This window comes from Phaeobacter sp. CECT 5382 (genome assembly GCF_001457775.1).
Lineage (GTDB): Bacteria > Pseudomonadota > Alphaproteobacteria > Rhodobacterales > Rhodobacteraceae > Pseudophaeobacter.
In genome coordinates this window covers 202,718-227,622 of sequence record NZ_CYSG01000002.1, presented here as the reverse complement: position 1 = coordinate 227,622, position 24,905 = coordinate 202,718, and the positions used below count along the sequence as shown (strand labels likewise).

Genomic DNA, 24,905 nt, shown 5'->3' with positions numbered 1-24,905 from the left:
TTTTCATCCTTGAATGCGTTTTGACAGCCGACAGACCGGCTTAGCTGTCCAGCTCGGCGTCGATCAGTGCTTTGAACTCTGCGTAGGACTGATTTTCGATCTTGGTGCCGTTCAAAATAAAGGAAGGCGTCGATTCGATCCCGTGCTCTTCGGCGTTTTCCTGATACCAGCTGACCAGAGTTTGCGCCTTGGTGCCGTCTTGCAGACAGGCCTCGAGCGTGTCGTTCTCCAGTCCAGCGAGACGGCCAATTTTGCGCAACTCATCGGTGATCTCGGAGGCACCACCGGCACGGGCCCATTCGGATTGCCCCTTGAAGATCAAATCATTGATTCCAAAAAATTTCTCCGGGCCTGCACAACGTGCAATCATCGAAGCCCAAAGGCCGTAGCGGTCAAAATAGACCTCACGGTAGATGAATTTCACCTTGCCGGTATCGATGTAGTCTTCTTTCAACTGCTTGAAGACACCGTTATGGAACGTGGCGCAATGCGGGCAGGTATAGGATGCGTATTCGATCATTGTGACCGGCGCATCCTCGGCGCCCATGACCATTTCGGTGATGGTCGAGGTGTCCACTTCGGCCTCTTGGGCGAAGGCAGCACCGATCAGCGGATTTTCGGGCAGACGGCTTTGGCTGTTATAGCCAGTGACGGCATAGGCCCCGGCAGCAAGCGCCACCGCAGCAAAAACACCAGACATGAGACGGGTCATTCATACCCCTTTCGTTGAGTTTTTTGTTTTGTCAGCACATTGCGCCCCAACCGCTCAAGCGCGGCGCGCAGATCTTCGTTTTCAACCCCTTCGGCGGCCTGCGCCGCCTCGGCCTGATCTTTGGGATCAGCCTGCAGTGGCTTTTGCACCTTGGGGGCGTATTTGAATTCTACCTGGCCGTCGGAAAATCCCGTCGGAGCAGTCTGGGTGATCCAAACTTTGGAAATGGCATTATAGCCATAGACCGCATTCACCTTGGCGCGCAGCTGTTCCTTTTGCATCTCCAGCATCGGGGCATGAGCGCCGGTCGTCAGCACCGTCAACGTGGCCCCAAAGGCGCTGCGCCCATAGCCGACCTTTACCGGCCGCGCGATAGCAGCAATATCAGTACCGGCGATTTCCTCCCAATGGGTCAGCAGACGCGACACCGCAAAGCCACGGCTTTCACCGGCCTTGCGAATTTGCTCATTGAGCAGACGGGAGGTTCGTGCGAACCCGCGTGTGGTGCTGCGTCTGAATGCCATGACTGTGGTTTTGCGTGACTACCCGCCCTATTGTAAAGAGCCGGAATACCTTGGCCAGCAAAACCACCACGTCAGAGGGGTAAAGAATGCGTGACCTGAACAGCGACGACGCGGATTTGAACCAGCAGCTTTTGGCCTGGTATGATCACAATGCCCGCGCCATGCCCTGGCGGGTTTCCCCCGCAGATCGCGCCGCAGGCGTGGTGCCCGATCCTTATCGGATCTGGCTGAGCGAAGTGATGCTGCAACAGACCACCGTTGCCGCCGTGACCGACTATTTCCAGCGTTTCACCCGCCGCTGGCCCACTGTGGCAGACCTTGCCGCCGCCGAAGATGCCGATGTGATGGGGGAATGGGCCGGGCTTGGCTATTACGCCCGCGCCCGTAACCTGCTGAAATGCGCCCGCGTGGTGGCCAACGATCTCGAGGGCGTGTTTCCTGGCAGCTACGAGGCGCTGCTCAAACTTCCCGGTATCGGCCCCTATACCGCGGCCGCCGTGGCCTCGATCGCCTTTGATCAGGTCGAGACCGTGCTGGATGGCAATGTCGAACGGGTGATGGCAAGGCTACATGACGTTCACGCACCGCTTCCTGGTGTCAAATCGGAACTCAAAGCCCATGCCGCCGCCCTGACCCCGACGCAGCGCCCGGGCGACTATGCCCAGGCGGTGATGGATCTGGGAGCCACGCTTTGCACCCCCAAGAACCCAGCCTGTGGCATCTGCCCCTGGCGCGCGCCCTGTCTGGCCCGTGTTGCGGGCACCGCCACGGAGCTGCCAAAGAAAACCCCGAAGCAGCCAAAACCAACCCGGCTGGGCATTGTCTATCTTGCCCGCAGCGCCAGTGGCGACTGGCTGCTGGAGCGCCGCCCCGACAAAGGGCTATTGGGTGGCATGCTCGGCTGGCCCGGATCCGACTGGAACGAAGCCCCAAGCCCCAAAGCCCCGTTTGAAGCCGACTGGCAGGACTTGGGCGCTGAGGTGCGCCACACCTTTACCCATTTCCACCTGATTCTGCGTGTCATGCTGGCAGAGCTACCCCCTGAATTCACTGCACAGGAGGGCCAGGAAATTCTGCCACGGCATGACTTTCGCCCAACGGATCTGCCCACCGTCATGCGCAAGGCCTTTGATCTGTGGAAGGGGCAGACGGATCTGCTCACTGCGTCACAGCAATAGCTGTTTGCGGCACTTGGGTTTCGCATTCAACGGGCCTATCCTAACTTGGGAATCCTATCGAGGCCCACCTCTGCTGCCTCACCTTTTGGAGGTGCATTATGATTGCTTCTGAAACTCTGTCGCGCTGGCAATCTGCGCTGCCGTTCTGGATGTCCTTTCTGCTGCTGCCACTGGTGTGGATCGCGGCCATTTGGGGCGGCTGGACGATTCTGCTGCCGCCTTCGGTGACCTGGTATCTCTTTGCCGTTCTTGATGGTGTCTTTGGTCTGAATCTGGAAAACGCGGACACGCAAACACCTGACGAAGATCTGTTCTGGTATCGCTGGCTGACCTCTGCCTGGGTGCCCTTGCAATTTCTGACCCTGTTTGGCCTGCTCGCCTATGTCAGCCCCGCAGAGCATTTGAACGGCTGGGAGAAATTCGGGGTCTTCTTTGGGGTTGGTGTTGTCACCGGAACTGTCGGCATCAATTACAGCCACGAGCTGATGCATCAAAAGAGCCGACTGGAGCGATGGCTCGCGGATATTCTGCTGGCCATGGTGCTTTATTCACATTTCCGGTCCGAGCATCTGCTGGTGCATCACCGCTATGTCGGCACCCCCCGTGATCCGGTCACGGCCCGCTACAACGAAGGCTTTCACCGGTTCTATCCCCGCGTGTTACGGCAGTGCTGGCACTCTGCCTTTCGCGCCGAACAGGAAAAACTGGCCAAAAGGAACCTGATCTGGACGGATAGGACGAACCCCTTCTTTCGCTACTGGATCCTACAAGCCACCATGCTGTTGCTCGCGCTGCTGCTGGGTGGGTTTTCCGGGGTCCTGCTGTTTTTGGTGCAGGCCGGGGTCGCTATCTGGCAGCTGGAGCTGGTGAACTATGTCGAACACTACGGGCTGACACGCAAACATCTGGGTGGGGGCAAATACGAACATGTGCGACCCCATCATTCCTGGAATGCATCGCACAAGGCATCAAACTGGTTGCTCATCAACCTGCAGCGTCACTCGGACCACCACTATCGCCCCGACCGGCGTTTTCCCTTGCTGCAGACTTATACTGCAACGGAAGCGCCGCAACTGCCCTATGGCTATCCGGTGATGACGGTGGCTGCGATGTTTCCACCGTTGTGGCGCCGGATCATGAATCCGAAGGTTCGGCGATGGCGGCAGATGTACTATCCGGAAATCTCCGATTGGAGCGCCTACAACAAGGCGCGAAACCCGCCAACTGGATAACCCTGCACACCCCAGTCAAAGACTGCGGCAAAAGGCACAACAGAGGGAAAGGCAAAAGTGAAAAGAACCCTGGATGCCCCCTCAAGAACAGAGCCAGGGTTCTTTTCGGGCCAGCCCTAAGGCGACCCAATGATGGGCTGTACGTGGTAATGTCTTGGACGGACCCTACCCCGTCTCAGCACACCATATTACGTCAGCTGACCAGAAACACGGCCTGTCATGATTTTAAAACGCCTTACCATGGCGTCGCCCCTATACGCCTGATCTTGGCCACCCGGGATGCCGAAATGGCCCGTCAGGTGGTCATGATCATCTCCCACCGGCTGGTTGGTTTGCGCCAAGATAGCCGTGCTTCGGGGGATAACCCGGCATCCCGAAAGGACGCAAGGTGATCTCAAAATGAGACCCTCTTTAGGTTGCATATCGAACAAAGCTTGGCAACCCAAGAATTTCAGTGTTTGGCCCAAACTTTCATTGGATCGTCCAGGCCACGCACTGCCTGGTCCGGATGGCACTCAAACCCTTTTGTCAGATCGCCATCTGCCTCTTCCCGCAGGGCTTGCAGGCGCAGATCATCGCTCATGACAATTGCGGCTTGAAGCTCACGCGTCATTTCCTCAAGGCGGGCAGCAACATTCACGGCTGTCCCGATCACGGCATACTCCAACCGGTTGGCCCCGATATCACCCAGCAGGGTTTCGCCATAGTGTATGCCGATGCCGACCTTGATCTCCGCCTCGCCTAGGCGCCGACGGTCCCGGTTCCAGTTGTTCAGTGATTGCTGCATTGCCCGAGCACAGTCCAATGCGTTGCTGGCATCACGCTCACCGGCTGTGGGTGTGCCAAAAGTCGCCATCAACCCGTCGCCAAGATATTTGTCCAGCGTGCCATTGTGGCGAAAGACTTCGCGCTCCATGCGGCCATGGAACTCCCGCAGCAGAGCAATCACCTCATGAGGGTCGCGTCCTGCAGCCATGCGGGTAAAGCCAACGATATCGATAAACAGGATTGCAACATTTTCGATCCGCACCTGTTTCAGAGGCTCATCATTTTGCGACAGCTGCGCCACCACATTTGGCGAAAAGTATCGTGACAGATTGGCACGCTCACGCTCCAGCCCCGCATTGTCCAACAACAACCGGCTGGTCCGGCGCACGGAAACACCAAGCGTGATGGCAACGATGAGAAAGACTATGACCTCCTGCACCCGCAGCTGAACCATAAAGTCATTGGGATCCAGAAACTTGAAAAGATCTGAGCTCGCACCAAAGGCGTCTGCTGCGGCCTCCGTCAGGCCCGGTGTCGGCGTCGTAAACCACCACAAGAGCGCCAGGGCCGTCATCCACATGACCAGTGTCCAGACCCCGATAGCAATCACCGTCCGCCACGAATAGGCCATGGTGGCAACAGAAAGAATGACAAAGAAATAGATAAAGTTTTCAAGCCGGTATTGCATCGCCAGTGGCATGGCATCAACGCTTAGCGGGTTTGGTCCCACCATGCCCACGGTCATCAAAAGAAGGTCGACAAAGATCAGCAGCAGTTCCATCCGCGACCGCCCAACACGCCCGACCCGCTGCATGAACCAGCCGTTCAGGCAAAGCAGCGCCATGATACCGATATGATAGATGACCTCGAACTGTGGATGAACCAAGGCCACGAAAACCGCAAAGATCGACATGGCGATCCAGCGGGCTCTGACCGCCAATTCCAGCCCTTCTCTTTTGTGGTTCTCCAGCGCCGCAATCACGTATTGGGTCTCCGGCGGATTTTCCCGGTCGCGGCTCAGATCGAGCTCTTGAACAAAACCACCGATCTTGGGTTTGGATGCGGGCACAGCAGTTTCGGTCATAAAGCGGTCCTTTTAGCTGACCCGTAGATAGGTCGTCACAGGGCAGCATACATCCCCAAAGCAAACACCTGTACGAAAAAAGCCCCGCCATAGGGCGGGGCAAGGTGCGTCACTTGTGACCAAGCACAAGTGACGGTGGTTTACTCTCATAGGTTTTTGGAAAGGGCAGCTAAGATCAGTTCTGCATTTCAGCCCTGATTTGCTGACGCAGCACATCGATTGGCACGGTTTTTCCATCCCGTTTAAAGCACCAATAGGTCCAGCCATTGCAAGAGGGCGCATTTTCCAAGTGGGCTCCAACCTGATGGATCGAACCTTTGATATTGTCCCCGATCAGGGTTCCATCGGCGCGGACCTTGGCCTTATGGCGCTGGTTCATCGAATAGAGCTCATCTCCGGGGCGCAACATGCCGCGCTCGACCAGCTGGCCAAAGGGCACCCGGGGTTCGGCACGTTTGCTGGCGGAAACCTGCAGGGCTTCGCGGTCGAATTTGCGCACAGATTTTATGCGCTGGGTCGCCACCTTGCGATAGCTTTCTTCCTGCTCGATGCCGATGAATTCACGGCCCAGCATCTTGGCAACTGCGCCAGTTGTGCCAGTGCCAAAGAAGGGATCAAGCACCACATCGCCAGGATTGGTCGAGCCCACGAGGATACGATGCAGCAGCGATTCCGGTTTCTGCGTCGGATGCGCCTTGTCACCGTTTTCGTCTTTCAGACGCTCATGGCCGGTGCAGATCGGCAGCACCCAGTCCGAGCGCATCTGAATGCCCTCGTTTAGCGCCTTCAGGGCTTCGTAGTTGAAGGTATATTTTCCACCTTCGGATTTAGACGCCCAGATCATCGTCTCATGGGCGTTGGTGTAGCGCTTGCCACGGAAATTCGGCATCGGGTTGGATTTGCGCCAGACCACATCATTGAGGATCCAGAACCCTTCGTCCTGCATCGCAGTGCCGACACGGAAGATGTTGTGGTAAGATCCAATTACCCAGATCGAGCCATTTGGCTTTAGGATCCGGCGGGCCTGGTGCAGCCAGCGACTGGTGAAATCATCATAGGCCGCAAAACTGGAAAACTGGTCCCAGTGATCATCAACTGCATCGACCTTGCTGTTGTCAGGGCGGTGCAGCTGGTTCTTCAATTGTAGATTATAGGGCGGATCCGCAAAAATCAGATCAACGGAATTGTCCGGTAACCCCGCCATCACGTCGATACAATCGCCGTCAAGAATCGTGTTTAAAGGGAGCGCCTCAGCGCCCTTCGTCATTGTTTTTGTCATTTGCTCTGCCTCAAAACCACTCGGCGCATTTTTGCGCTCATTTTGGTTATCCACAGGATGAGTCATCCGGGATTCGAGGTCAATTTGTTTTTTAGATCAGAGGCCTGCGGTTCACTCTTGATACAATATCTTGTGTACCGGCTTGAAGGATCGGCGATGATGTGGTGTCACCCCCAATTCGACCAGCGCCTCTCGGTGTTGCTTTGAAGGATATCCGGCGTTCTTCTCCCATCCATAACCTGGAAACTGTTGCGCCAAATCCACCATGAGGCTGTCGCGCACCTCTTTTGCCACGATTGATGCGGCTGCAATCGAGACTGATTTGCCGTCGCCTTTGACCACTGCTTCGGACGGGATTTCGAGGCCGGCTGGGATCAGATTGCCATCGATCAACAGGTAATCCGGGGGCGGATCGAGGGCGGCCACGGCGCGCTCCATCGCCAGATGCGAAGCCTTGAGTATATTAATGGAATCAATCTCTTCGACGCTGGCCTCGGCGACTGACACTTCTGCCGTTGCCCAGATCTGCTGGGCAAGACTGGCGCGCTTCTTTGCCGTGAGTTTTTTTGAATCGTTCAGCCCTTCTGGCAGGCGCGTCATATCGAGTACAACAGCGGCCGCAGTCACGGGGCCAGCCAGCGGGCCACGTCCGACCTCGTCCACTCCGGCAATTTTCAAATGACCCTTGGCTTGGGCGGCGGTCTCTAGGCTGGTATCTGGCTGTTCCATCCCCCTGTCAGAGCCAAAACCGGTGGGATTCGCAAGGGTGCGTAGGGATGGGCACGGACAAGGCAGCGAATTAGAGCAAAAAATGGGGGCCGAAGCCCCCGTGAGTCTGCTCGTATTCTGCTCGCATTGTTGCACCACAGCCACGCTTGATCCCGGCCCGGGTCAACAACAGGCTGGCAACAAACAAGTGCGGTCTTAGCGATGGACCAAGCGGTAGCCATGCTTGTTCAGGCAGCGTGGCTTGTAGCCGGTGCGGTTCTTTTGGCCATTCCAAAAGGTCACTTTACAGGCCTGTGGCAGCTTGTGCTCGAACTGGTAGTTACGCTTCAGACACCCGCGTGCCACCAGATCGCGGTTCCGGCTGTAACGGGGAAAGGTCTTGACGCATTTGGCCGGCAGATCATAGCGCCCGAAACGCGGCGGCAGCGGCTTTGGCGTCGGGTGATGCGGCCGGTGTCCGCCATGTGGACGGTGCGGACGCTGTGGATGGTGCGGTCGTGTCACCGTTTCCCGGCGGTCTCGCGTATTATGATCGTGAAGAACCGCACCAAGAATGCCCAGAACCGCCAACCCGGCGATTACCTTTCCCGCATCATTTCCGGCCTTTGCAGGCACAGCAGATGCCCCGGTCACAGCCATGGCCGCTGCGAGGACAAGAGCAATGAATTTGCGGTGCTGCTTTGGGCGAATATCCTGTGTCATGACGAAACCTTTCCAAGTTTTCGGTGTTATCCAGTTGGCGATGTGCGGTGTTTAAAAGCCGCGTCAAAATCTATGCCCTGATCTTCGCCCCGCCTCCCTCAGACAGGCAATATCATCGCCTTGTTATCGAATATCGTCCTGATCAAACCCCTGTTGTTATTGAATATCGCGCCACTTCGGCGCAGGGTATGTTGATGAAACACATGCTTGCCATACCGCTGATCTGCCTGGGGCTTCTGACGTTTGCCGCGTCGGCCCGGGCCGCCGACTGCTATGCTGATTACAAGGCCAAGCAGAACAATCCTCTGAAACTGCACTACGGTGTCATCCAGCTGCGCGGCGGCTGCTCCAAGCCTGCCGCCAAGGATGAAATACAGGCACGGATTGCACCTGCTGGCTGGACGCTGCTGAATGTCATGTCGGTTTTTGGCCCCGAAGGCTTGCAGCAAAGGAAGGCAAATGCCGGATCCTATTATCTCCGTTTCTGAGGCCCGCACCGCAGGCAGCCGCGTCATTGCCTTGGGCATTGCCCTTATCGCAGCACTGCTGGCCATTGCCGGCACCGTGCTGCTGCTGGCACTGCCGGACGCCAATGCCTTTAACGCCCGGGTCGAGCAGCTTTTTGTCGAAAACGACCTGACATCCCAAGCCGAGATCAAGCTGCTGGAAATTCTCGCCCAGTCAGGCACTGCGTTTGCCGACACATTGGCCAGCTACCGGGTTGTGATCTTTGTGCTGCTGGTCTTTGCCACTGCCATGATGATCGCCGCCCTTGTGGTACTGGCCATGCTGGTGATCCTCAACCGACGCATGGCGCAGATCGAACGGGTTGGTATTCAGGTCACCGAACTCCTGATCAGCCGCGAAGAGCATACGGTTTATCTCAACAACATGGGGTTCAAGCTGACCCCGGCTGCGATGGAAACATTGTCAGCCCTGGCCGAAGCTCGCATGGATGATGACGTGCTGTCTGGCGCCGAAATCGAATCGGTGATCTCTGGCCGACACAGCAGTGATTGCGACGAAGCCGCAGGCGCCACCCGGATCAAACGGCTGCGCGATACCCTGGGCAACCAGATGGTCAGCGAGCTATTGGTGAAAAACATTGCCAAACGCGGCTATGTGCTGGCGATCAGCAAGGATGTCATCCGCATGGTTTGACCCTCGCCTGACAAAGGCATACCACGCGCGGGCAGAAATATCTAAGGCGCAAGATCTGACGTGTCTGAGCGGCTTTGGCTGCACACATCTGTGTGACAATCTCCGATCTGAGGCGAAACGCTCGCCTAAACACATAGACTGTGCACAGATGATCCTTCCAGCCACTGGATATTTCCAGTCGCCGCCCCACATATAGGCCGAACCTGGATCCTTCGGCCGGGTGCTGCAGAAACCTTGTCACTGTCGCACCACGTCATCAGGGGCTCCGGGAGGTCAACGCCCAACAGGTAGCGCCCGCATCTGGGTGACGCGAAGGACACTCTCATGAATGTGCATGTTCCATCAGGACACTCGGGGCCAAATCGGTCCGACCCGCAAAATCGTGGCTATGGCATTCTGGTCGAACCCCTGCGCGGCGAAGTGCAGGTCCGGCGCAATGGTCTGCTGTTGGCCAAAAGCAGTCGTGCGCGGGTGATGTATGAAACCCGCCTGCCACCAACGATCTATTTCCCCAAGTCCGACCTTATGGTTGATCTGTCGAACAAGGTAGGCCTGCAGACCTTTTGCCCCTTCAAGGGGACCGCCTGCTACCATGATCTGAAGCTCAAGGATGAACGTCTGGACAATGCGGTTTGGGTCTATGAGAACACCCTGCCAGAGGCGGCGCAGATTGCCGGACACGTCGGTTTTGTCCCAGATGAAGTGACTGAATTTGACCTTGGTGACAACCGCGTCGCACCGCCGGAATATGGTAATATCTCGGGTCCACTCATCGATTGGCTGTTGCGCCAGGCAGCTTTCATCCCGACCCCGGCAGAATTCACCAAAGCGCTATCGGACAAGCTACTGGAACAGGGGGTGTATCTGTCGCGACTTTCAGTGCTGGCCTGGTCGCTGCATCCGCAGATCGCCGGCAAGAATTTCATCTGGGAACGCGCCACCGGTGAGGTGAATACCTATGCCCCCAGCTATGAAATCTACGAACACCCCGCCTATAACGCCAGCCCACTGCGCCATGTCTCCAAGGGGCTTGGCGGGGTGCGCCACCGCATAGATCAGGACCAGTCCGACGACACCTTCCCGATCCTCAGTGACCTGCGCGCAGCTGGTGCCACCGATTATGTCGCCATGCCGCTGCCCTTTTCCGACGGGCGAATCAATGTGCTCACCGTGGCCTCAGACCATCCGGACGGGTTTTCCACGGCCAACCTCGGTCTGATCTTTGAATGCTCCGCCGTCATTGCCCGCTACTACGAGGTCTTCATGCAGCGCGAAAACGCCCAGTCACTGCTGGAAACCTATGTCGGCAAACGCACCGGCGCGCGGGTTCTGGGGGGCAAGATCCGCCGCGGCGAAGGCGATGAGATCGATGCCGCCATCATGTTCTGCGATCTGCGCGGCTCCACCCTGCTCGAAGAACGTCTGGGACGGCGTGACTATATCAAGCTGCTCAATGGGTTCTTCGAGACCGCATCGACCATCGTGCATGACAATGGCGGCGAGGTGCTGAAATTCATCGGTGACGCGGTGTTGGCGGTGTTTCCAGCTGGCGCGGATGCCGATCTCGCCCGCGCTCAGGCGCTGAAATCCGCCCGCAGCATCGTACCCGCGCTGGAAGCGATTGCGACCGCGCATCAACTGGAGGATCTGCACTGCGCCAGCGGCATTTCCTACGGCACCGTCACCTATGGAAATGTCGGCTCGCGCGAGCGGCTGGATTTCACTGTCATCGGTCAGGCCGCCAATATAGCCGCCCGTCTGGGTGATTATGGCAAGACTCTGGGGCATCAGATCGTGGTCAGCAAAAACAGCCTGCCCGAAGGCAACCGGGATTCGTTATCGCTGGGGGCGCTTAAATTGCACAATGTCACAACCCCGGTCGAAAGTTTCGCCGTGCGCCCTTTTGAAACCGCGCCGCTGCCCAGGGTGCCCGAGATCGCCGATGGCCCGCCTCCTGTGCCTGTCACTATTGTCAAATAACCGCTTTGGCCTGTTGCAGACGCAGGCGCGCCGCCCGGTAGGGCGGCGCCGGGCCCAAGGGCTGTGGCTGTTTTGCAGAGCAAAACTGGTGCTGCGCGCGGGAGCTCCCCCTTGGTGCTTTCAGCGCAGCACGCCATTTGAGCACTCTATGTCAGCGCACAACAAGCTTTCTTTGGCCGTCGTCGCCCATTGAAATCAGCAGCGGATCCTTTTGCTGTCGCGTCTTAAAGGCAGCCTTGTCGCTCAAACCCTGCCAGTTCTGATGCACCAGAGACTGCGCCACGGCACCGCCCAAAGTGGTACCTGGACCCGTGACAATGAACAGATCAGGGGCAAATTCCAGTGCCGCATTCTGCACCGCCCGGGTGAAGTCATAGGGTTCAACCACTTGATGGCCGAGGGTGTAGTCCCACAGCGCAGCCAGATCCGTGGCCCCGGGTCGCCAGATCGCCCCACGCCCATCAATCAGCGCCACCTCTGGCTGCTGCAGCATCGCCGCGTTCAGGCGCGCGCGCCCCGCCGCCGCAACCGGTTCTTGCAGCCGCGTATGAAAGCCCGCGTGATTGGCCAGCCGCATCGGAAAACGGTCCTCGACCACGGGCACGGCAGCCTCAAAGGCCGAAAGCCCCGCCTCATCTCCCGCAAGTACCAGCAAGCCACCCAGATCAATCGACAGCGACAGAACATGGCCTTCGCGGGCATTGATTTCGGCTACCTTTTGCAGCAGATCAGCTTTGCGGTGCGGGTCATTCCGCCAATCGCTCCCGGTAAAGGGATAGACCAGCTGGCCGCCGATCAGATGCTCCTGCATCAGGCTGCCCATCGTGTTGACCAGATCAAACCCATGCTGTGGCGTCAGCGCGCCCGCAGCCGCCAGCGCAATATACCAGCCCATGGAATTGCCGGTCACAGCGACAACCTCGATATCCTCGGCCAGCGACTGGGCGTCGGCCACAGCACTGGCGTAGATCAGCGGCGAGGCTATATCGCCGCGAGAGTATTTCGAAACGGAAAAGCGCGTTGCCCCATCCAGCGCTGTCACTTCTTCCTGTCCCAGCGTCGCCCGGGCTGCATCAAAGCTCGCAAACAGTGCAGCTTTGTCAGCATGGTGACGGTGCAGATAGCCCAGTTCCGGCTTGTTATAGGTGCCCCGGCCGGGGCAAATCAGAACGGCTGTACGCGTCATGCCTTTGCTCCTACCAGATCAAGCGCTGCGGCCAGAATGCTGTCTTTCGAGGGCAGTGTGGCGGCATAGGCCGGGCCCGTTGCGATAAAGCAATCCCCAGCTGCTATGCGTGCTGCAGGAATGTCGCTGCGTTCGGCAAAAAGCGCCATTAGCGCCTCCGACTGGCTGCCAGTGGTGCGACATTCATCGACGATCAATACGTTTTTGCAGCCCCTTGTGGCCTCTATCAGCGCATCAGCGGGCAGTGGTGCCAGCCAGCGCAAATCAACAACCCGAGTCTTGATGCCACGTGCCTCCAGCTCTGCCTGCGCCTGAGTCGAAAGATAGCGCCCATTGCCATAGGTGACGATGGCAAGGTCTGTCCCGTCTCCATGCTGGCCGACCTCTCCCAGCGCGATACTTTGATCGGGCGCTGGATAAAGACGCATCCAGCCGCCATCCTTAGCCACATGCAGATCGCGCATCGGATAAAGCGCGATAGGTTCGACAAAGACCACGACGCGCTGTTCTTCGCGCGCCAGACGTACCGCTTCGCGCATCATCATTGCCGCCTCGGCGCCATCGGAGGGACAGGCAATCACAATCCCTGGGATATCGCGCAGCACTGCCAGCGAGTTGTCATTGTGGAAATGTCCGCCAAATCCCTTTTGATAGCCCAGGCCTGCGATGCGCAGCACCATCGGATTGGTAAATTGCCCGTTGGAGAAAAACGGCAGGGTCGCCGCCTCGCCGCGCAGCTGGTCCTCGGCGTTGTGCAGATAGGCCAGGAACTGGATTTCCGGCATTGGCACAAACCCGTTTTGCCCCATGCCAATGGCCAGCCCCAGAATGGATTGTTCATCCAACAAGGTGTCGATCATTCGATCCGACCCAAACCGCTGGTGCAGTTTCTGCGTCACACCATAGACACCGCCCTTGCGGCCAACGTCTTCGCCCATCATCACGATTTCACCGTGCTGCAGCATCAGGTCCGTCAGCGCCCAGTTAATCAGGCGCGACATCGGCTGTGGGTCTGCCATCGCGCGCATATCGCCGCCAAAGACCTTGGCGCGGGCCTCTTCACTGGGGCCATTGCTGGGTTTGCAAGTCCGTGCGGGCGGGATCAGGCTGGCGACAACATCCGCGCCTGTTTTCAGATGCGGACGCGTCACCACCTCAGCGCGGATCCGTTCCACCCGGGCGCAGGTCTCATCATAGATCTTCAACGCCGCGTCCCGCGACAGCGCACCGGCCTCTTGCAACAAGCGCACAGAATGCAGCAGCGGATCATTGGCTTCATCCGCCTCGACCTCGGCCTTGCTGAGATAGGTGGTGGGCACATCAGCGCCTGCGTGACCATACAGGCGCACCGTGCGCAGATGCAGAAAGGCGGGTTTCTTGCGGCGGCGTACATAGTCGGCGGCCTCCTGGGCCACAGCAAAGGCTTCATAAATATCGAGGCCGTCGGTCTTGAAATACTTGATCCCGGGACGCGCGCGCATCGAGGTCTCGATCCAACCCTTCGGCGTTTTGGTCGAAATCCCGATGCCGTTATCTTCGCAGACAAACAGCAGCGGCAGCGGTGTCGATTGCACCGAGGTCCAGCCCGCCGTGTTGATCGCCCCCTGCGCAGTAGAATGGTTTGCTGAGGCGTCGCCAAAGGAACACATAACAATGCCATCATCGGCCAGAATCTGGTGTTCCGGCGCATGTCGTTTGGCGGCACCTATGGAATAGGCCGCACCAACCGCCTTGGGCAGGTGACTGGCAATGGTGGAGGTCTGCGGCGGGATCATCAGCGACTTTGACCCCAGCACCTTGTGCCGCCCACCAGAGGTCGGATCCTCTGACGAGCAGGCAAAGGACAACAGCATGTCCCAGGCAATGCGCTGCCCCGGCACCTGATCGGCGCGGGCAATCTGAAAGGCCGCATCGCGGTAGTGCAAAAACGCCATATCATCCGGACGCAGGGCGCGAGCAACCGCCGCCATGCCTTCGTGCCCAGACGAGCCAATCGTGTAGAACCCCTGACCTGCCTTTTGCATCGCACGGCTGGTGATATCCAGCGCCCGACTCAACACCTGGGCGCGATAGATCGCAACGGCTGTTTCCGGAGCCAGACCGAGGCGGGGTGCCGCCCCTGTGGGCAGATCACCAGAGCCGATCCGGTCCAGGAGATTTTGATGCACGATCTGGGCGCGGTCCATTGGCTTTCCTCATCACTGTTCTGACCTTCATAATCGAGCCTTATCGGACAGAACACTCATGAGTTCCAATGAGTATGCAGGCGCAATTCATGACATTTCGATATGAATTGCGCCTGCACCAAGGCTCTACAGGGTGGAAAGCCAAGCGCTGACGGCCTGTCCGATCTCATCCGGGGAATCTTCTTGGATGAAATGCGCCCCTGCCACGGTCACCTCTGTCAGATTGGGAAAGCTGCGCACATAATCCCGCACCGGTCCCGCAATCAATGCACCCGGCTCTGCATTAACAAACAGCTTGGGCACCGGGGTTTCGCGCAGCCAAGCGGAATAGGCCGTGACGACCTCTGTCACATCTGCGGGATCTCCTGCGATCGGGATCTGGCGTGGCCAGGTCAGGGTCGGTCGCCGATCTTCGCCTGGTTCTGAGAAGGGCCGACGATATTCGGCCATTTCCTCGGCGCTTAGCTCGCGCAGGATGGATCCGGGCAGGATCGCTTCGACAAATAGGTTCTTTTGCAAAACCATTTCTTCGCCCGCCTCGGAACGCAAGCCCTGGAACATGGCACGCGGCCCTTCCGGGAAGCTTTCCCAAGTTGGCACGGGAGCGACGATCCCCTCCATAAAGGCGATGCCCTTGACCGCGTCCGAATTCATATGCGCCCAATGAAAGCCAAGGCCGGAGCCCCAGTCGTGAATGACGAAGGTCACGTTTTGGGTGACGCCTAGCTGTTCCAACAACGCAAACAAATACTTGCGGTGTTCCACATAGGTGTAGCGATCCGGGCCAGAGTTTTCGAGCTTATCTGAATCCCCCATACCGATTAGATCCGGCGCAATCACCCGCCCCTGTCCGGCCAAATGCGGCATCACGTTGCGCCACAGATAAGACGAAGTCGGATTGCCATGTAAAAACACGATAGGGTCGCCCTCTCCTTCGTCGATATAGGCCATCTGCTTGCCATGGACCGTGGCAAATTTCTTTTTGTCGCGAAAACTCGTAGACATCCTGTATCCTTCTGGGTCTTGAGACTGGCTCTCAATGATGCTAAAAGAACGATCATTCCAAAACAAGGATCAAAATGCCCCGCGCCAAATCCTCGTCTCGTACCGAACTGGTGGATAATGCCCTGAAAACGTTTTGGACTACGGGGTACCATGTTGTTTCCATGGGTGATCTGGTGCGTGAAACCGGTGTCAGCCGGGGAGGGATTTATAGCGATTTCGCGGGCAAAGAAGCTTTATTTCACGCCTGTCTGCACCGCTATCAAGACCGTGTCGTCACCCCGGTTTTTGCCCAGGTCGAGGCCGAGGGCGCCGGGCTGGAGGCCATTCGCGGCTATCTAGACCGCCTGCTCGCCCGGTTTGAGGCCAATCAGGGTTTTGGCATCGGCTGCCTTGTTCTGAACACGCTAGCGCAGATTGCCCCAGAGGATCAGCAAACCCGCGCCCTGCTGGACCAGCATATTACGCGCCTCGCCACAGGCTTTCGCAACGCCCTCACCAACGAAGCGGCGACCGCAGGTGGGTTGGACGAGAACGAATTACAGGCGCTGACAGAATTCACGCTGATCTCAATACATGGGCTTTGGAGCTTTTCCCGCACCACAGCGGATGTCACACTGTTACGCCAATATTGCGAGATCTTTCTCGATCTGTTGCAGACGCGCTTGCACAGCCCACAAGCACAGGCAAGGTAAGCCCATGCGCGCCAGGACCGCTCCCTTCACAGATTCCCCAGCTTTGCCAGTCGGCCCTTTCCGGTTCATTGCGCTGGATGTGGAAACCTCGTGTCGGGACAGTGCCAGCATCTGCCAAATCGGCCTCGCCTGTGTCCGCCCTGACAACCGGATCGTCCACTTTGCCACCTACATCAATCCGGAACAACGCTTTGATGCCTTCAACACCGATTTGCACGGCATCTCGGCCGCAGCCGTCACAGCTGCGCCGACTTTTCCCGAAGCCTGGGAATGGCTGTTTCCCTTTCTGGAATTGCATCACCTGGTGCAACACAGCAGCTTTGACAGCAAGGCTATTGCTGCGGCCTGCCGCGCCTACCGTTTGTCCAACCCGGATCTGAGTTGGAGCGACAGCGTCAAGATCGCCCGTGCTGCCTGGCCCGAATTCAAGGGCAATGGCGGCCATGGGCTGGCACATCTAAAAAAGCGCCTGGGCCTAGTGTTCCAGCACCATGATGCAGGTGAAGATGCCCGTGCAGCGGCAGAGGTCGTGCTACAGGCCGAAACCCGGCTTGATCAAAGCTTTGACCAGATTAGTCAGACGACCCGAAAAGCCCAGTTGCGCCTGCGGTTCTAAACCCGCCGCCCCGATGTCGCGCTTGAGGGGTAGCCAACGTCACGCGCGACGGTTGATGTTCTCGACAGCGCCTTTTGTCAGGGACTGGGCGGATCTCCAAACCTGATCTGCTTCCCGATCTCGGCTTTCAGGTGCGGCCAGCTCTCACACTCAAAGGTGATCGGACGTTGCGCGACAAGAGCTAGGTCACAGATGGAGGGGTACCCGATCAGAAGTCTAAGTTTTCTACGCTCAGCGCGTTCTTCTGAATGAACTCGCGCCGTGGTTCGACCACATCGCCCATCAGTTTCGTGAACAGATCATCCGCCTCGATCATGTCCTCAACCCGGACCTGCAAAAGCGTGCGGGCATCCGGATCCAGTGTGGTCTCCCACAGCTGATCCGGGTTCATCTCGCCCAGGCCTTTGTAGCGCTGCAGGGACAGACCTTTTTCGCCCTCGTCCAGAATTGCCTTCAACAGATCAAGCGGGCCATGAATGGCCTGCGAACGATCCCGACGCAACAGTTGGCCAGATGTGCTGTAGATTTCCTGCAAGCTCTTAGTAAAGCTTCCAGTTTTGCGCGCCTCTCCGGACCGCAACATGGGGCCATCCAGAGTGCGGACCTCTTCGACGCCGCGCAGAATGCGGGCCAGTCGAATGCCATGGTCCTGAGTGATCCGGCCCTGCCAGCCTTTTTCATACTCCAGCGCAATCAGGTCGAGCCGTGCTGCAACCTTATCCGCGACACCCTGTAGATCCGCATCCACCGCACCGGGCACAAAGGCACCGGCAACAGCCGCCTGTTCCAGAATGTGACGTGGGTAATGGGTCGGGAAAGCGTCCAGAACCCGCTTCAGCTGACGCGCCTCATCAACCACACGGGTGAGATCTTTGCCAACAAGTTCTTCACCACTGCCCAGTTTCAGTGTGGCACCTTCGACACCTTGATTGACCAGATAGTCATCCATTTCTGCCTGATCTTTCAGATAGACTTCGGACTTTCCGCGGGCCACTTTGTACAGTGGTGGCTGGGCAATATAGAGATACCCGCCCTCGATCAATTCCGGCATCTGGCGGAAGAAGAAGGTCAAAAGCAGGGTGCGGATATGGGCGCCATCGACATCCGCATCGGTCATGATGACGATCTTGTGGTAGCGCAGCTTTTCGATATTGAACTCTTCGCGGCCAATACCGGTTCCCAGCGCCATCACCATGTTGCCAATTTCCTGGCTCCCCAGCATACGGTCAAACCGCGCCCGCTCAACGTTCAGGATTTTACCTTTCAGTGGCAAAATCGCCTGCGTTTTCCGGTCTCGTCCTGTTTGGGCAGAGCCACCAGCGGAATCACCCTCCACGAGGAAGATTTCGGTGTTGACCGGATCCTTGTCCGAGCAGTCCTTCAGCTTGGAGCTAAGGAAGTTGAGATCCATCGGGTTTTTCCGACGGGTAAGCTCGCGCGCTTTGCGGGCGGCTTCGCGGGCCAGCGCCGCTTCGACGACTTTGCCGACAATCTGCTTGGCCTCATTGGGGTTTTCTTCAAACCATTCCGCGAGTTTTTCATTCACCAGACTTTCCACCACCGGGCGCACCTCGGAAGAGACCAGTTTGTCCTTGGTCTGGCTGGAGAACTTCGGATCCGGAACTTTGACCGACAACACGCAGGTCAGGCCTTCGCGGGCATCATCACCAGTAAAGGAGATCTTCTCTTTTTTGGCGATCCCACTGGTCTGGGCATAATTGTTGATGGTACGGGTAAGCGCGCCACGAAAGCCCGCCACATGGGTACCGCCATCGCGCTGTGGGATGTTATTGGTAAAAGGCAGAACCGACTCATGGTAGCTGTCGTTCCACCACATCGCCACTTCGACGACGATATCGTCTTTTTCGCCGATGATGTAGACTGGGCTTTCCATCACTGGGGTTTTTGAGCGGTCCAGGTATTTCACGAATTCCTTGACGCCGCCCTCGTAGAACAATTCAGTCTGGAGCCGTTCTGCCGGACGCTCATCGATCAGGATGATGCGCACGCCGGAGTTCAGGAAAGCCAATTCCCGCAGGCGCTTTTCCAAGGTCTCAAACGAGTATTCCAGATTCGAGAAAGTATCTGTCGAAGCCATGAACCGGACCTCGGTACCGGTACGGTCGCCACAGTCACCGACAACCTTCAGATGTTCGGCCGTGTCACCCCGCTCAAAGCGCGCGACGTGCTCTTTGCCCTCGCGCCAGATCCGTAGCTCCAGCCAGTCAGACAGGGCGTTCACAACCGAAACACCCACGCCGTGCAGACCGCCGGACACCTTGTAGGAATTGCTGTCGAATTTGCCGCCCGCGTGCAGCTGAGTCATGATGACCTCGGCTGCGGAAACGCCTTCTTCTTCGTGGATGCCAACCGGAATGCCGCGCCCGTTGTCGCTGACCGAAACGCTGGAATCAGCGTGAATTTTCACGGTTACCGCATCAGCATGGCCCGCCAGTGCTTCGTCGATGCCGTTGTCCACCACCTCATAAACCATGTGGTGCAGGCCAGAGCCATCATCGGTGTCACCAATGTACATGCCGGGCCGCTTTCGAACTGCTTCCAACCCTTTGAGAACCTTGATGGAATCGGCACCATATTCGGCTGGGGCTTGCTCGTTCTCGGACATTCGCAACTTCCTGTTTTTACTTTGTGATTTTATACGCAGTTTACCCCCGAATGTCACCCACAGAGCATTCATTTTATCGATTATTCAAAGGGAGTTTGCCAATATCCGCCAGCCAGTTTTATGCGCCTCGAACCGCTTGCTGATTCAGGTAAAGGGTAACAACAGACCGACCCCGATCAAAAGTGCCCCAGACGCAAGATTGAGCCGCCGCATTGCCTGCGCAGAGGAGAGCAGCGCGCGCAGCTGATGCACCAGCCCCGCCATGATCAGATTACCCAGCAGAGGCACAACAAACGACAACGACACGATCGCCAGAACGTCCCAACGCGTGACACCGGACAGATCAAAAAAGCCGGGCAAAAGCCCCATGTAGAACAGGATCGCCTTCGGGTTTCCCAAGATCACAGCCAGCCCTGCAACAAAACCCGCCCAGGTGCCGGGCCGGGTAAGAGCACTGTTTTCCTGAAGGCGGCGGTCAGCACTGCGGATGACCAGAATGCCCATGGTGATAAACATCAAACAGGCCAGCCAGCGCATAAGGATCATCACTTCGCCCAGGCTACTCGCTAGCCAAGACATGCCACCGATTGCCAGCAGCGGCCAGAAAAGATCGCCACAGGCAACCCCCAGCGCCAACGGCCAGGCGGCCTGAAACCCACCCGACATCGACCGTGCCAAAAGTGCAAGCCAGACCGGCCCAGGTGTGAGAAACAGAACAAACAGCGCCCCAGCATAGAGCAGCAGATCCCAGGGCGTCAGCGTCATGTGACTGAAATTTCCGACGCACCGCTGTGGTCTGTCACTTCAAGAATTTGCGCCCGAGCACCAAGTTCGGCAAAAAGTTCAGGACCGGTGCCGGTCATCCAAGCCTGCGCTCCCAAAGCGCAGATCTCATCATAAAGCGCCGCACGGCGTCCCGCGTCCAGATGCGCTGCCACCTCATCCAGCAGCAGGATCGGCGGCGCGCCCTCGCTGGCGGCCAGAGCGCGTGCATTGGCCAGGATCAGCGACACCAAAAGCGCCTTTTGTTCACCGGTTGAGCAATCCCTGGCGGCAATACCCTTGGCAGCATAGCTGCCAATCAGATCACTCCGATGCGGCCCTGTCAGCGACCTGCCTGCGGCCATATCCCGACCACGTCCCGCGTTCAGCGCCGTTGCAAAATCCGCTTCGCTCAGGGGCATGTCGCCATCGGATTGCACCAGCTCCAGACTGGCCGTTGGGAACTGGGTTTTGGAGGTCTCCTGTGCTGTGATCAGCCGCTGCACAGCCTGGGTTCGGGCCTGGTGAATGCGATGCCCGGCAGCAGCCATCTGCGCCTCCAAAACCCGATACCAGGCCGGATCGGTGATCTGCTCTTTCAGCAACCGGTTGCGTTCACGCATGGCTTTTTCATAGGCCAGCGTCGCCTCGGCATGGGTGGGGTCAAAACTCAGCGCGATACGATCAAGAAAACGGCGACGCCCTTCGGCGGCCTCGACCCAAAGGCGGTCCATCACCGGCACCAACCAGACCACCCGGCAAATCTGCCCCAGTGCAATCTGATTGGAGGCCTTGTTGTCGATCCGCACCTGCCGGGCCGCGCCTTCATCTGACCAGGTTTCCACCTCATAGGTCTGATCTGGCGCTTGCAACACGCCTTTCAGCTTCCAGCCCAGACTTTCGGGTCGGCGCGCCATGTCGGCAGCACTGGCACGACGCAACCCCCGCCCCGGTGAAAACAGCGAAACCGCCTCAAGGATATTGGTTTTGCCGGCGCCATTGTCGCCGCAGATGGCCACTGGGCGTCCGTCCAAATGCATTTCCGCCCGCAGATGCGAGCGGAAGTGGGACAATGTCAATTTGGTCAGGGCCAGCACGAAAGACGCGCCTTTCTATTCACGGCAACGCAGCTCTGATGCGTCAAACGCGCATCGGCATGACGACATAGACAGCGCTTTCGTCATTGCCTTCGCGCATCAGGGTCGGATCACCAGAAGAGTTGAACAGGAAAACTGCGTTCTCACGATCGACTTGATTGGCTATCTCCAGCAGATATTTGGCGTTAAAACCAATTTCCAGTCGCTCATCCCCATAGGCAACTGCCAGCTCTTCTTCGGCAGCGCCGCTGTCTGGTGCGTTGACTGACAGCGTCAGGCGGTCTTCGTCCAACTGCAGCTTCACCGCACGGGAGCGTTCAGACGATACGGTCGCCACACGGTCAACTGCGCGGGCAAATTCCGAAGCATCCACTTCAAGCCGACGAGTGTTGCCGACCGGAATAACACGGGTGTAGTCGGGAAAGGTGCCATCGATGACCTTGGAGGTCAAAGTGATATTTGGTGTTGCGAAACGCACCTTGGTTTCAGAGACCGAAACTGCGATATCCATCTCGTCATCATCAAGCAGCTTGCGCATCTCGCCCACGGTTTTACGCGGCACGATGACACCGGGCATGTCTTCGGCACCCATGGGCAGTGGCGCATCAATGCGCGCCAGACGGTGACCATCGGTGGCCACACAACGCAGCACCTTGCCGCCTTCGGCAGCATCAGAGACGTGCATGTAGACGCCGTTCAGGTAATAGCGGGTCTCTTCCGTCGAGATCGCAAATTTCGATTTGTCAAAGAGACGACGCAGCATTGCCGCATTGGCGGTAAAATTTGAGTGGTACTCTGACGAGGCCATTACCGGGAAGTCTTCGCGCGGCAGTGTGGCCAGCGAAAAGTTCGAACGCCCGGCTTCAACCGTCAGACGGCCTGTCGCCGCATCCGCCGTCAGAGTGACCAAAGCACCATCCGGCAATTTGCGCACGATCTCGTGCAGGGTCGTGGCTGCCACGGTCGTGGCCCCGGCCCGTTCGACCTGTGCAGGCGCTTTGTCGACCACTTCGATATCCAGATCGGTGGCGCGGAACTGGGCGGTGTCGCCTTCGGCCTCGATCAGAACATTGGCCAGAATCGGTATGGTATTGCGGCGCTCCACCACCGACTGGGCCTGCGCAACGGCCTTCAGGAGTGTGCCGCGTTCAATGCTGATCTTCATGTCGCTTATCCTCTTCGTCGCGCCTGTTCGCAGCCGCCAGGCCATGGCAAAGCAATGGTGGCAAAGCAATAGTCGGGACAGGCAAAGTAGCGGTTTGCCCCTCTTGCACAAGGCCTTTTATGGAGTTTTCCAAGGGAAATTCAGCAGCGTCAAGGCCCTGCAGGGTCTCGGGGTCGGAAACAGGGGCAATCGTTGCCCGACCGCACGACAAAAGCTCCGTTTAAAATGGAAACGGCCCCGGAATTACCGGAGCCGCTGGCTTATGAGAATGCCGGACTGCAGGGGCTACGATTCCAGCGCGCGGCGCAGCATTTCCACATCTTCGGCGATCTGGCCGTCTGTGGATTTCAACTCTTCGATGCGACGCACACCATGCATGACTGTGGTATGGTCGCGTCCGCCGAAACGGCGGCCGATCTCGGGCAAGCTGCGGCTGGTCAACTGCTTGCACAGATACATCGCCACCTGACGCGGACGCGCATAAGACCGCAACCGCTTAGGACCAATGATATCGGACATGCGGATGTTGTAATACTCCGAGACCTTGCGCTGGATTTCTTCAACGGTGATTTTGCGTTCCGAAGCCCGCAATACATCCGCCAGACAATCCTGTGTCAGATCCATGTCGATCTCACGCCCCACCAGCGACGCAAAAGCGAAAAGCCGGGTCAGAGCGCCCTCGAGCACCCGCACATTGGTCGAAATGCGATGCGCCAGGAATTCAAGAACCCCATCAGCGATCTGCAGGCCAGGATAGGTCAGCTGCTGATGCTGAACCTTGGTCTGCAAAATCCCGAGACGCAGCTCATAGTCGGTAGGGTGCAGATCCACCACCAGACCACATTGCAGGCGGGACTTCACCCGATCTTCGAGATCCTTGATCTCGCCGGGGGCGCGATCAGCAGAGATGATGATCTGTTTGTTCTGATCCACCAGCGCGTTGAATGTGTGGAAGAATTCTTCCTGAGTTGAATCCTTGCCCGCGATGAATTGCACATCATCCACCATCAGCACATCAACCGAGCGGAATAGATGTTTGAAATCCATCATCTTGCGCTCGCGCAGAGCCTGCACAAACCGGTACATGAACTGCTCTGCCGAAAGATACAGCACGTTCAGATCAGGGTTCTGCTCCGTCAGCTCCCAGGCGATGGCATGCATCAGGTGGGTTTTACCCAGACCGACACCGCCATAAAGCACCAGCGGATTGAAGGTCACCGGCCCACCCTCGCCCACGCGACGTGCTGCGGCATGCGCCAATTCGTTCGGTTTACCCACGACAAAGCTGTCAAAGGTAAATCGAGGATCCAGAGGCGCTGCCTGCAGAGTCTCCATAGGCTCGCGTGCAGCGGCCTTGCTCGAAAGACTATTGCCCGCTGAGTTGCCACGCGCAGACGCCGCCTCCCACCGGACCTCGTTCTGGGACTCGTCAGCAGTTGCAGCACTGCTGGCAGCCCCATTGTGGCCCTGCATTTCAGCAAAGGGTTCCGCCGGCTGTTCCGACTGGCGCACAGGGCGCGCAGGCGAATTGGCAGCAACCCGAAAGGCAAGCCGCTGAACCGGCTCACCAGAGAGATTAAATTCATGCAAAATCAGATCCGCGAAGTTCTGACTGACATAGTTGCCCATGAAATTGGTTGGCACGTGAAACACGGCCACGCCATCGTCAACTGAATTGAACTCAAGCGGTTCAATCCAAGTGGTAAAGTTGTTTTGCCCAACAGTCTTCAGAAGGCGTGTTCTGAGCTGTCCCCATTTATCTTCCGTCATGCTGCGCCTCATGCGTCCCCAAAAGCACGGCCCGTTCTTCTTTGGCCTATCGTTTCATCCTACTCCGAAACCGGAGCCGTCATCACCCACAGCACATGCATTTGCGGACAGGCAAAACCTGGCCACATCCCCTGACGGGTTAACGGGTTGTCCAATTAAAAAACCGCCCGAATTAGGGAGGTTTCAACTCGATACAAAAAACCGTTTCTGCACACAAATGGGACAAGGCCGCTGATCGGAATACCAATACAGCAGGGTGCATGAGCGGCAGAAACCAACCTGGTTTCCACTAACATCATGCGCCGTCAATAACCTTGATGCCCGTCAAGGTCACCGCGAGCAGCCTGTCCCCCCAGCGAGTGAATCGCTGTAACAGTGGTAGCAATTTGCACAGGGCAGCGGCAATGAAACTCTGATGTTGACTCCTGCTTTGCCGACAAAGAATCTCTCG

Annotated in this window: 21 protein-coding genes; 7 read left to right on the top strand and 14 right to left on the bottom strand. The window is 57.7% G+C overall.

Annotated features, from left to right (window positions below; genetic code table 11):
* Positions 1–40: 40 nt before the first annotated feature.
* Positions 41–712: a DsbA family protein gene (locus PH5382_RS03040; RefSeq protein ID WP_058332873.1), complete on the bottom strand. Its 672-nt coding sequence runs from the start codon at positions 710–712 to the stop codon at positions 41–43.
* Entirely contained in the window at positions 709–1,236 is a 528-nt protein-coding gene (locus PH5382_RS03035; RefSeq protein ID WP_058332872.1) for a DUF721 domain-containing protein, read from the bottom strand. Before PH5382_RS03035 ends, PH5382_RS03040 begins: the two co-directional genes overlap by 4 nt.
* Before the next feature lie 86 nt (positions 1,237–1,322).
* Between PH5382_RS03035 and PH5382_RS03030 the strand changes: the two genes are divergently transcribed.
* Positions 1,323–2,414 (top strand): A/G-specific adenine glycosylase, encoded by a 1,092-nt coding sequence (locus PH5382_RS03030; protein WP_058332871.1) that lies wholly within the window; start codon positions 1,323–1,325, stop codon positions 2,412–2,414.
* Between the two features lie 98 nt (positions 2,415–2,512).
* Positions 2,513–3,646 carry an alkane 1-monooxygenase gene (locus tag PH5382_RS03025; protein WP_058332870.1) on the top strand — a complete coding sequence of 378 codons (1,134 nt, stop codon included), beginning with the start codon at positions 2,513–2,515 and terminating at the stop codon, positions 3,644–3,646.
* Between the two features lie 451 nt (positions 3,647–4,097).
* Here the strand turns inward: PH5382_RS03025 and PH5382_RS03015 are convergent, their stop codons facing one another.
* The 4 genes from PH5382_RS03015 to PH5382_RS03000 all read right to left on the bottom strand — a co-directional run bounded on the left by PH5382_RS03015 (position 4,098) and on the right by PH5382_RS03000 (position 8,208).
* The gene (locus PH5382_RS03015; protein WP_082645547.1) at positions 4,098–5,498 is read right to left on the bottom strand and encodes an adenylate/guanylate cyclase domain-containing protein; all 1,401 of its coding nucleotides are present in this window, start codon (positions 5,496–5,498) and stop codon (positions 4,098–4,100) included.
* Positions 5,499–5,673: 175 nt separating this feature from the next.
* Positions 5,674–6,777, bottom strand: coding sequence for a site-specific DNA-methyltransferase (locus PH5382_RS03010; protein WP_058333008.1), 1,104 nt, complete (start codon positions 6,775–6,777; stop codon positions 5,674–5,676).
* A gap of 111 nt (positions 6,778–6,888) precedes the next feature.
* Positions 6,889–7,506: a ribonuclease HII gene (locus PH5382_RS03005; RefSeq protein WP_058332868.1), complete on the bottom strand. Its 618-nt coding sequence runs from the start codon at positions 7,504–7,506 to the stop codon at positions 6,889–6,891.
* Between the two features lie 195 nt (positions 7,507–7,701).
* The gene (locus PH5382_RS03000) at positions 7,702–8,208 is read right to left on the bottom strand and encodes a hypothetical protein (protein WP_058332867.1); all 507 of its coding nucleotides are present in this window, start codon (positions 8,206–8,208) and stop codon (positions 7,702–7,704) included.
* Positions 8,209–8,402: 194 nt separating this feature from the next.
* Between PH5382_RS03000 and PH5382_RS02995 the strand changes: the two genes are divergently transcribed.
* The 3 genes from PH5382_RS02995 (at position 8,403) to PH5382_RS02985 (ending at position 11,349) form a co-directional block, all read left to right on the top strand.
* Positions 8,403–8,696 (top strand): hypothetical protein, encoded by a 294-nt coding sequence (locus tag PH5382_RS02995; protein WP_058333007.1) that lies wholly within the window; start codon positions 8,403–8,405, stop codon positions 8,694–8,696.
* Entirely contained in the window at positions 8,668–9,369 is a 702-nt protein-coding gene (locus PH5382_RS02990) for a winged helix-turn-helix domain-containing protein (protein WP_058332866.1), read from the top strand. Before PH5382_RS02995 ends, PH5382_RS02990 begins: the two co-directional genes overlap by 29 nt.
* Before the next feature lie 324 nt (positions 9,370–9,693).
* On the top strand, positions 9,694–11,349 hold the full coding sequence (locus PH5382_RS02985; protein ID WP_058332865.1) for a DUF427 domain-containing protein: 1,656 nt from the start codon (positions 9,694–9,696) through the stop codon (positions 11,347–11,349).
* Positions 11,350–11,500: 151 nt separating this feature from the next.
* Here the strand turns inward: PH5382_RS02985 and PH5382_RS02980 are convergent, their stop codons facing one another.
* The 3 genes from PH5382_RS02980 to PH5382_RS02970 form a co-directional block, all read right to left on the bottom strand.
* On the bottom strand, positions 11,501–12,535 hold the full coding sequence (locus PH5382_RS02980; RefSeq protein WP_058332864.1) for an ACP S-malonyltransferase: 1,035 nt from the start codon (positions 12,533–12,535) through the stop codon (positions 11,501–11,503).
* Entirely contained in the window at positions 12,532–14,721 is a 2,190-nt protein-coding gene (locus PH5382_RS02975) for a dehydrogenase E1 component subunit alpha/beta (RefSeq protein WP_058332863.1), read from the bottom strand. The genes PH5382_RS02980 and PH5382_RS02975 overlap by 4 nt, the downstream gene beginning before the upstream one ends.
* A 126-nt stretch (positions 14,722–14,847) precedes the next feature.
* Complete coding sequence (locus tag PH5382_RS02970; protein ID WP_058332862.1) at positions 14,848–15,726, bottom strand: haloalkane dehalogenase; 879 nt, start codon at positions 15,724–15,726, stop codon at positions 14,848–14,850.
* A gap of 74 nt (positions 15,727–15,800) precedes the next feature.
* Between PH5382_RS02970 and PH5382_RS02965 the strand changes: the two genes are divergently transcribed.
* Entirely contained in the window at positions 15,801–16,418 is a 618-nt protein-coding gene (locus PH5382_RS02965; RefSeq protein ID WP_058332861.1) for a TetR/AcrR family transcriptional regulator, read from the top strand.
* A 4-nt stretch (positions 16,419–16,422) separates the two neighbouring features.
* Positions 16,423–17,034, top strand: coding sequence for a 3'-5' exonuclease (locus tag PH5382_RS02960; RefSeq protein ID WP_058332860.1), 612 nt, complete (start codon positions 16,423–16,425; stop codon positions 17,032–17,034).
* 208 nt (positions 17,035–17,242) lie between these two features.
* On the opposite strand, the gene gyrB is transcribed toward PH5382_RS02960, so the two are convergent.
* The 5 genes from gyrB to dnaA all read right to left on the bottom strand — a co-directional run bounded on the left by gyrB (position 17,243) and on the right by dnaA (position 24,454).
* Complete coding sequence (gene gyrB, locus PH5382_RS02955) at positions 17,243–19,660, bottom strand: DNA topoisomerase (ATP-hydrolyzing) subunit B (RefSeq protein WP_058332859.1); 2,418 nt, start codon at positions 19,658–19,660, stop codon at positions 17,243–17,245.
* A gap of 144 nt (positions 19,661–19,804) precedes the next feature.
* On the bottom strand, positions 19,805–20,425 hold the full coding sequence (locus PH5382_RS02950) for a LysE family translocator (RefSeq protein ID WP_058332858.1): 621 nt from the start codon (positions 20,423–20,425) through the stop codon (positions 19,805–19,807).
* On the bottom strand, positions 20,422–21,519 hold the full coding sequence (gene recF / locus PH5382_RS02945; protein ID WP_058332857.1) for a DNA replication/repair protein RecF: 1,098 nt from the start codon (positions 21,517–21,519) through the stop codon (positions 20,422–20,424). The genes PH5382_RS02950 and recF overlap by 4 nt, the downstream gene beginning before the upstream one ends.
* 43 nt (positions 21,520–21,562) lie before the next feature.
* Entirely contained in the window at positions 21,563–22,684 is a 1,122-nt protein-coding gene (gene dnaN, locus PH5382_RS02940; RefSeq protein WP_058332856.1) for a DNA polymerase III subunit beta, read from the bottom strand.
* Between the two features lie 285 nt (positions 22,685–22,969).
* Positions 22,970–24,454, bottom strand: a complete 1,485-nt coding sequence (gene dnaA, locus PH5382_RS02935; RefSeq protein ID WP_058332855.1) for a chromosomal replication initiator protein DnaA — start codon at positions 24,452–24,454, stop codon at positions 22,970–22,972.
* Positions 24,455–24,905: the final 451 nt, after the last annotated feature.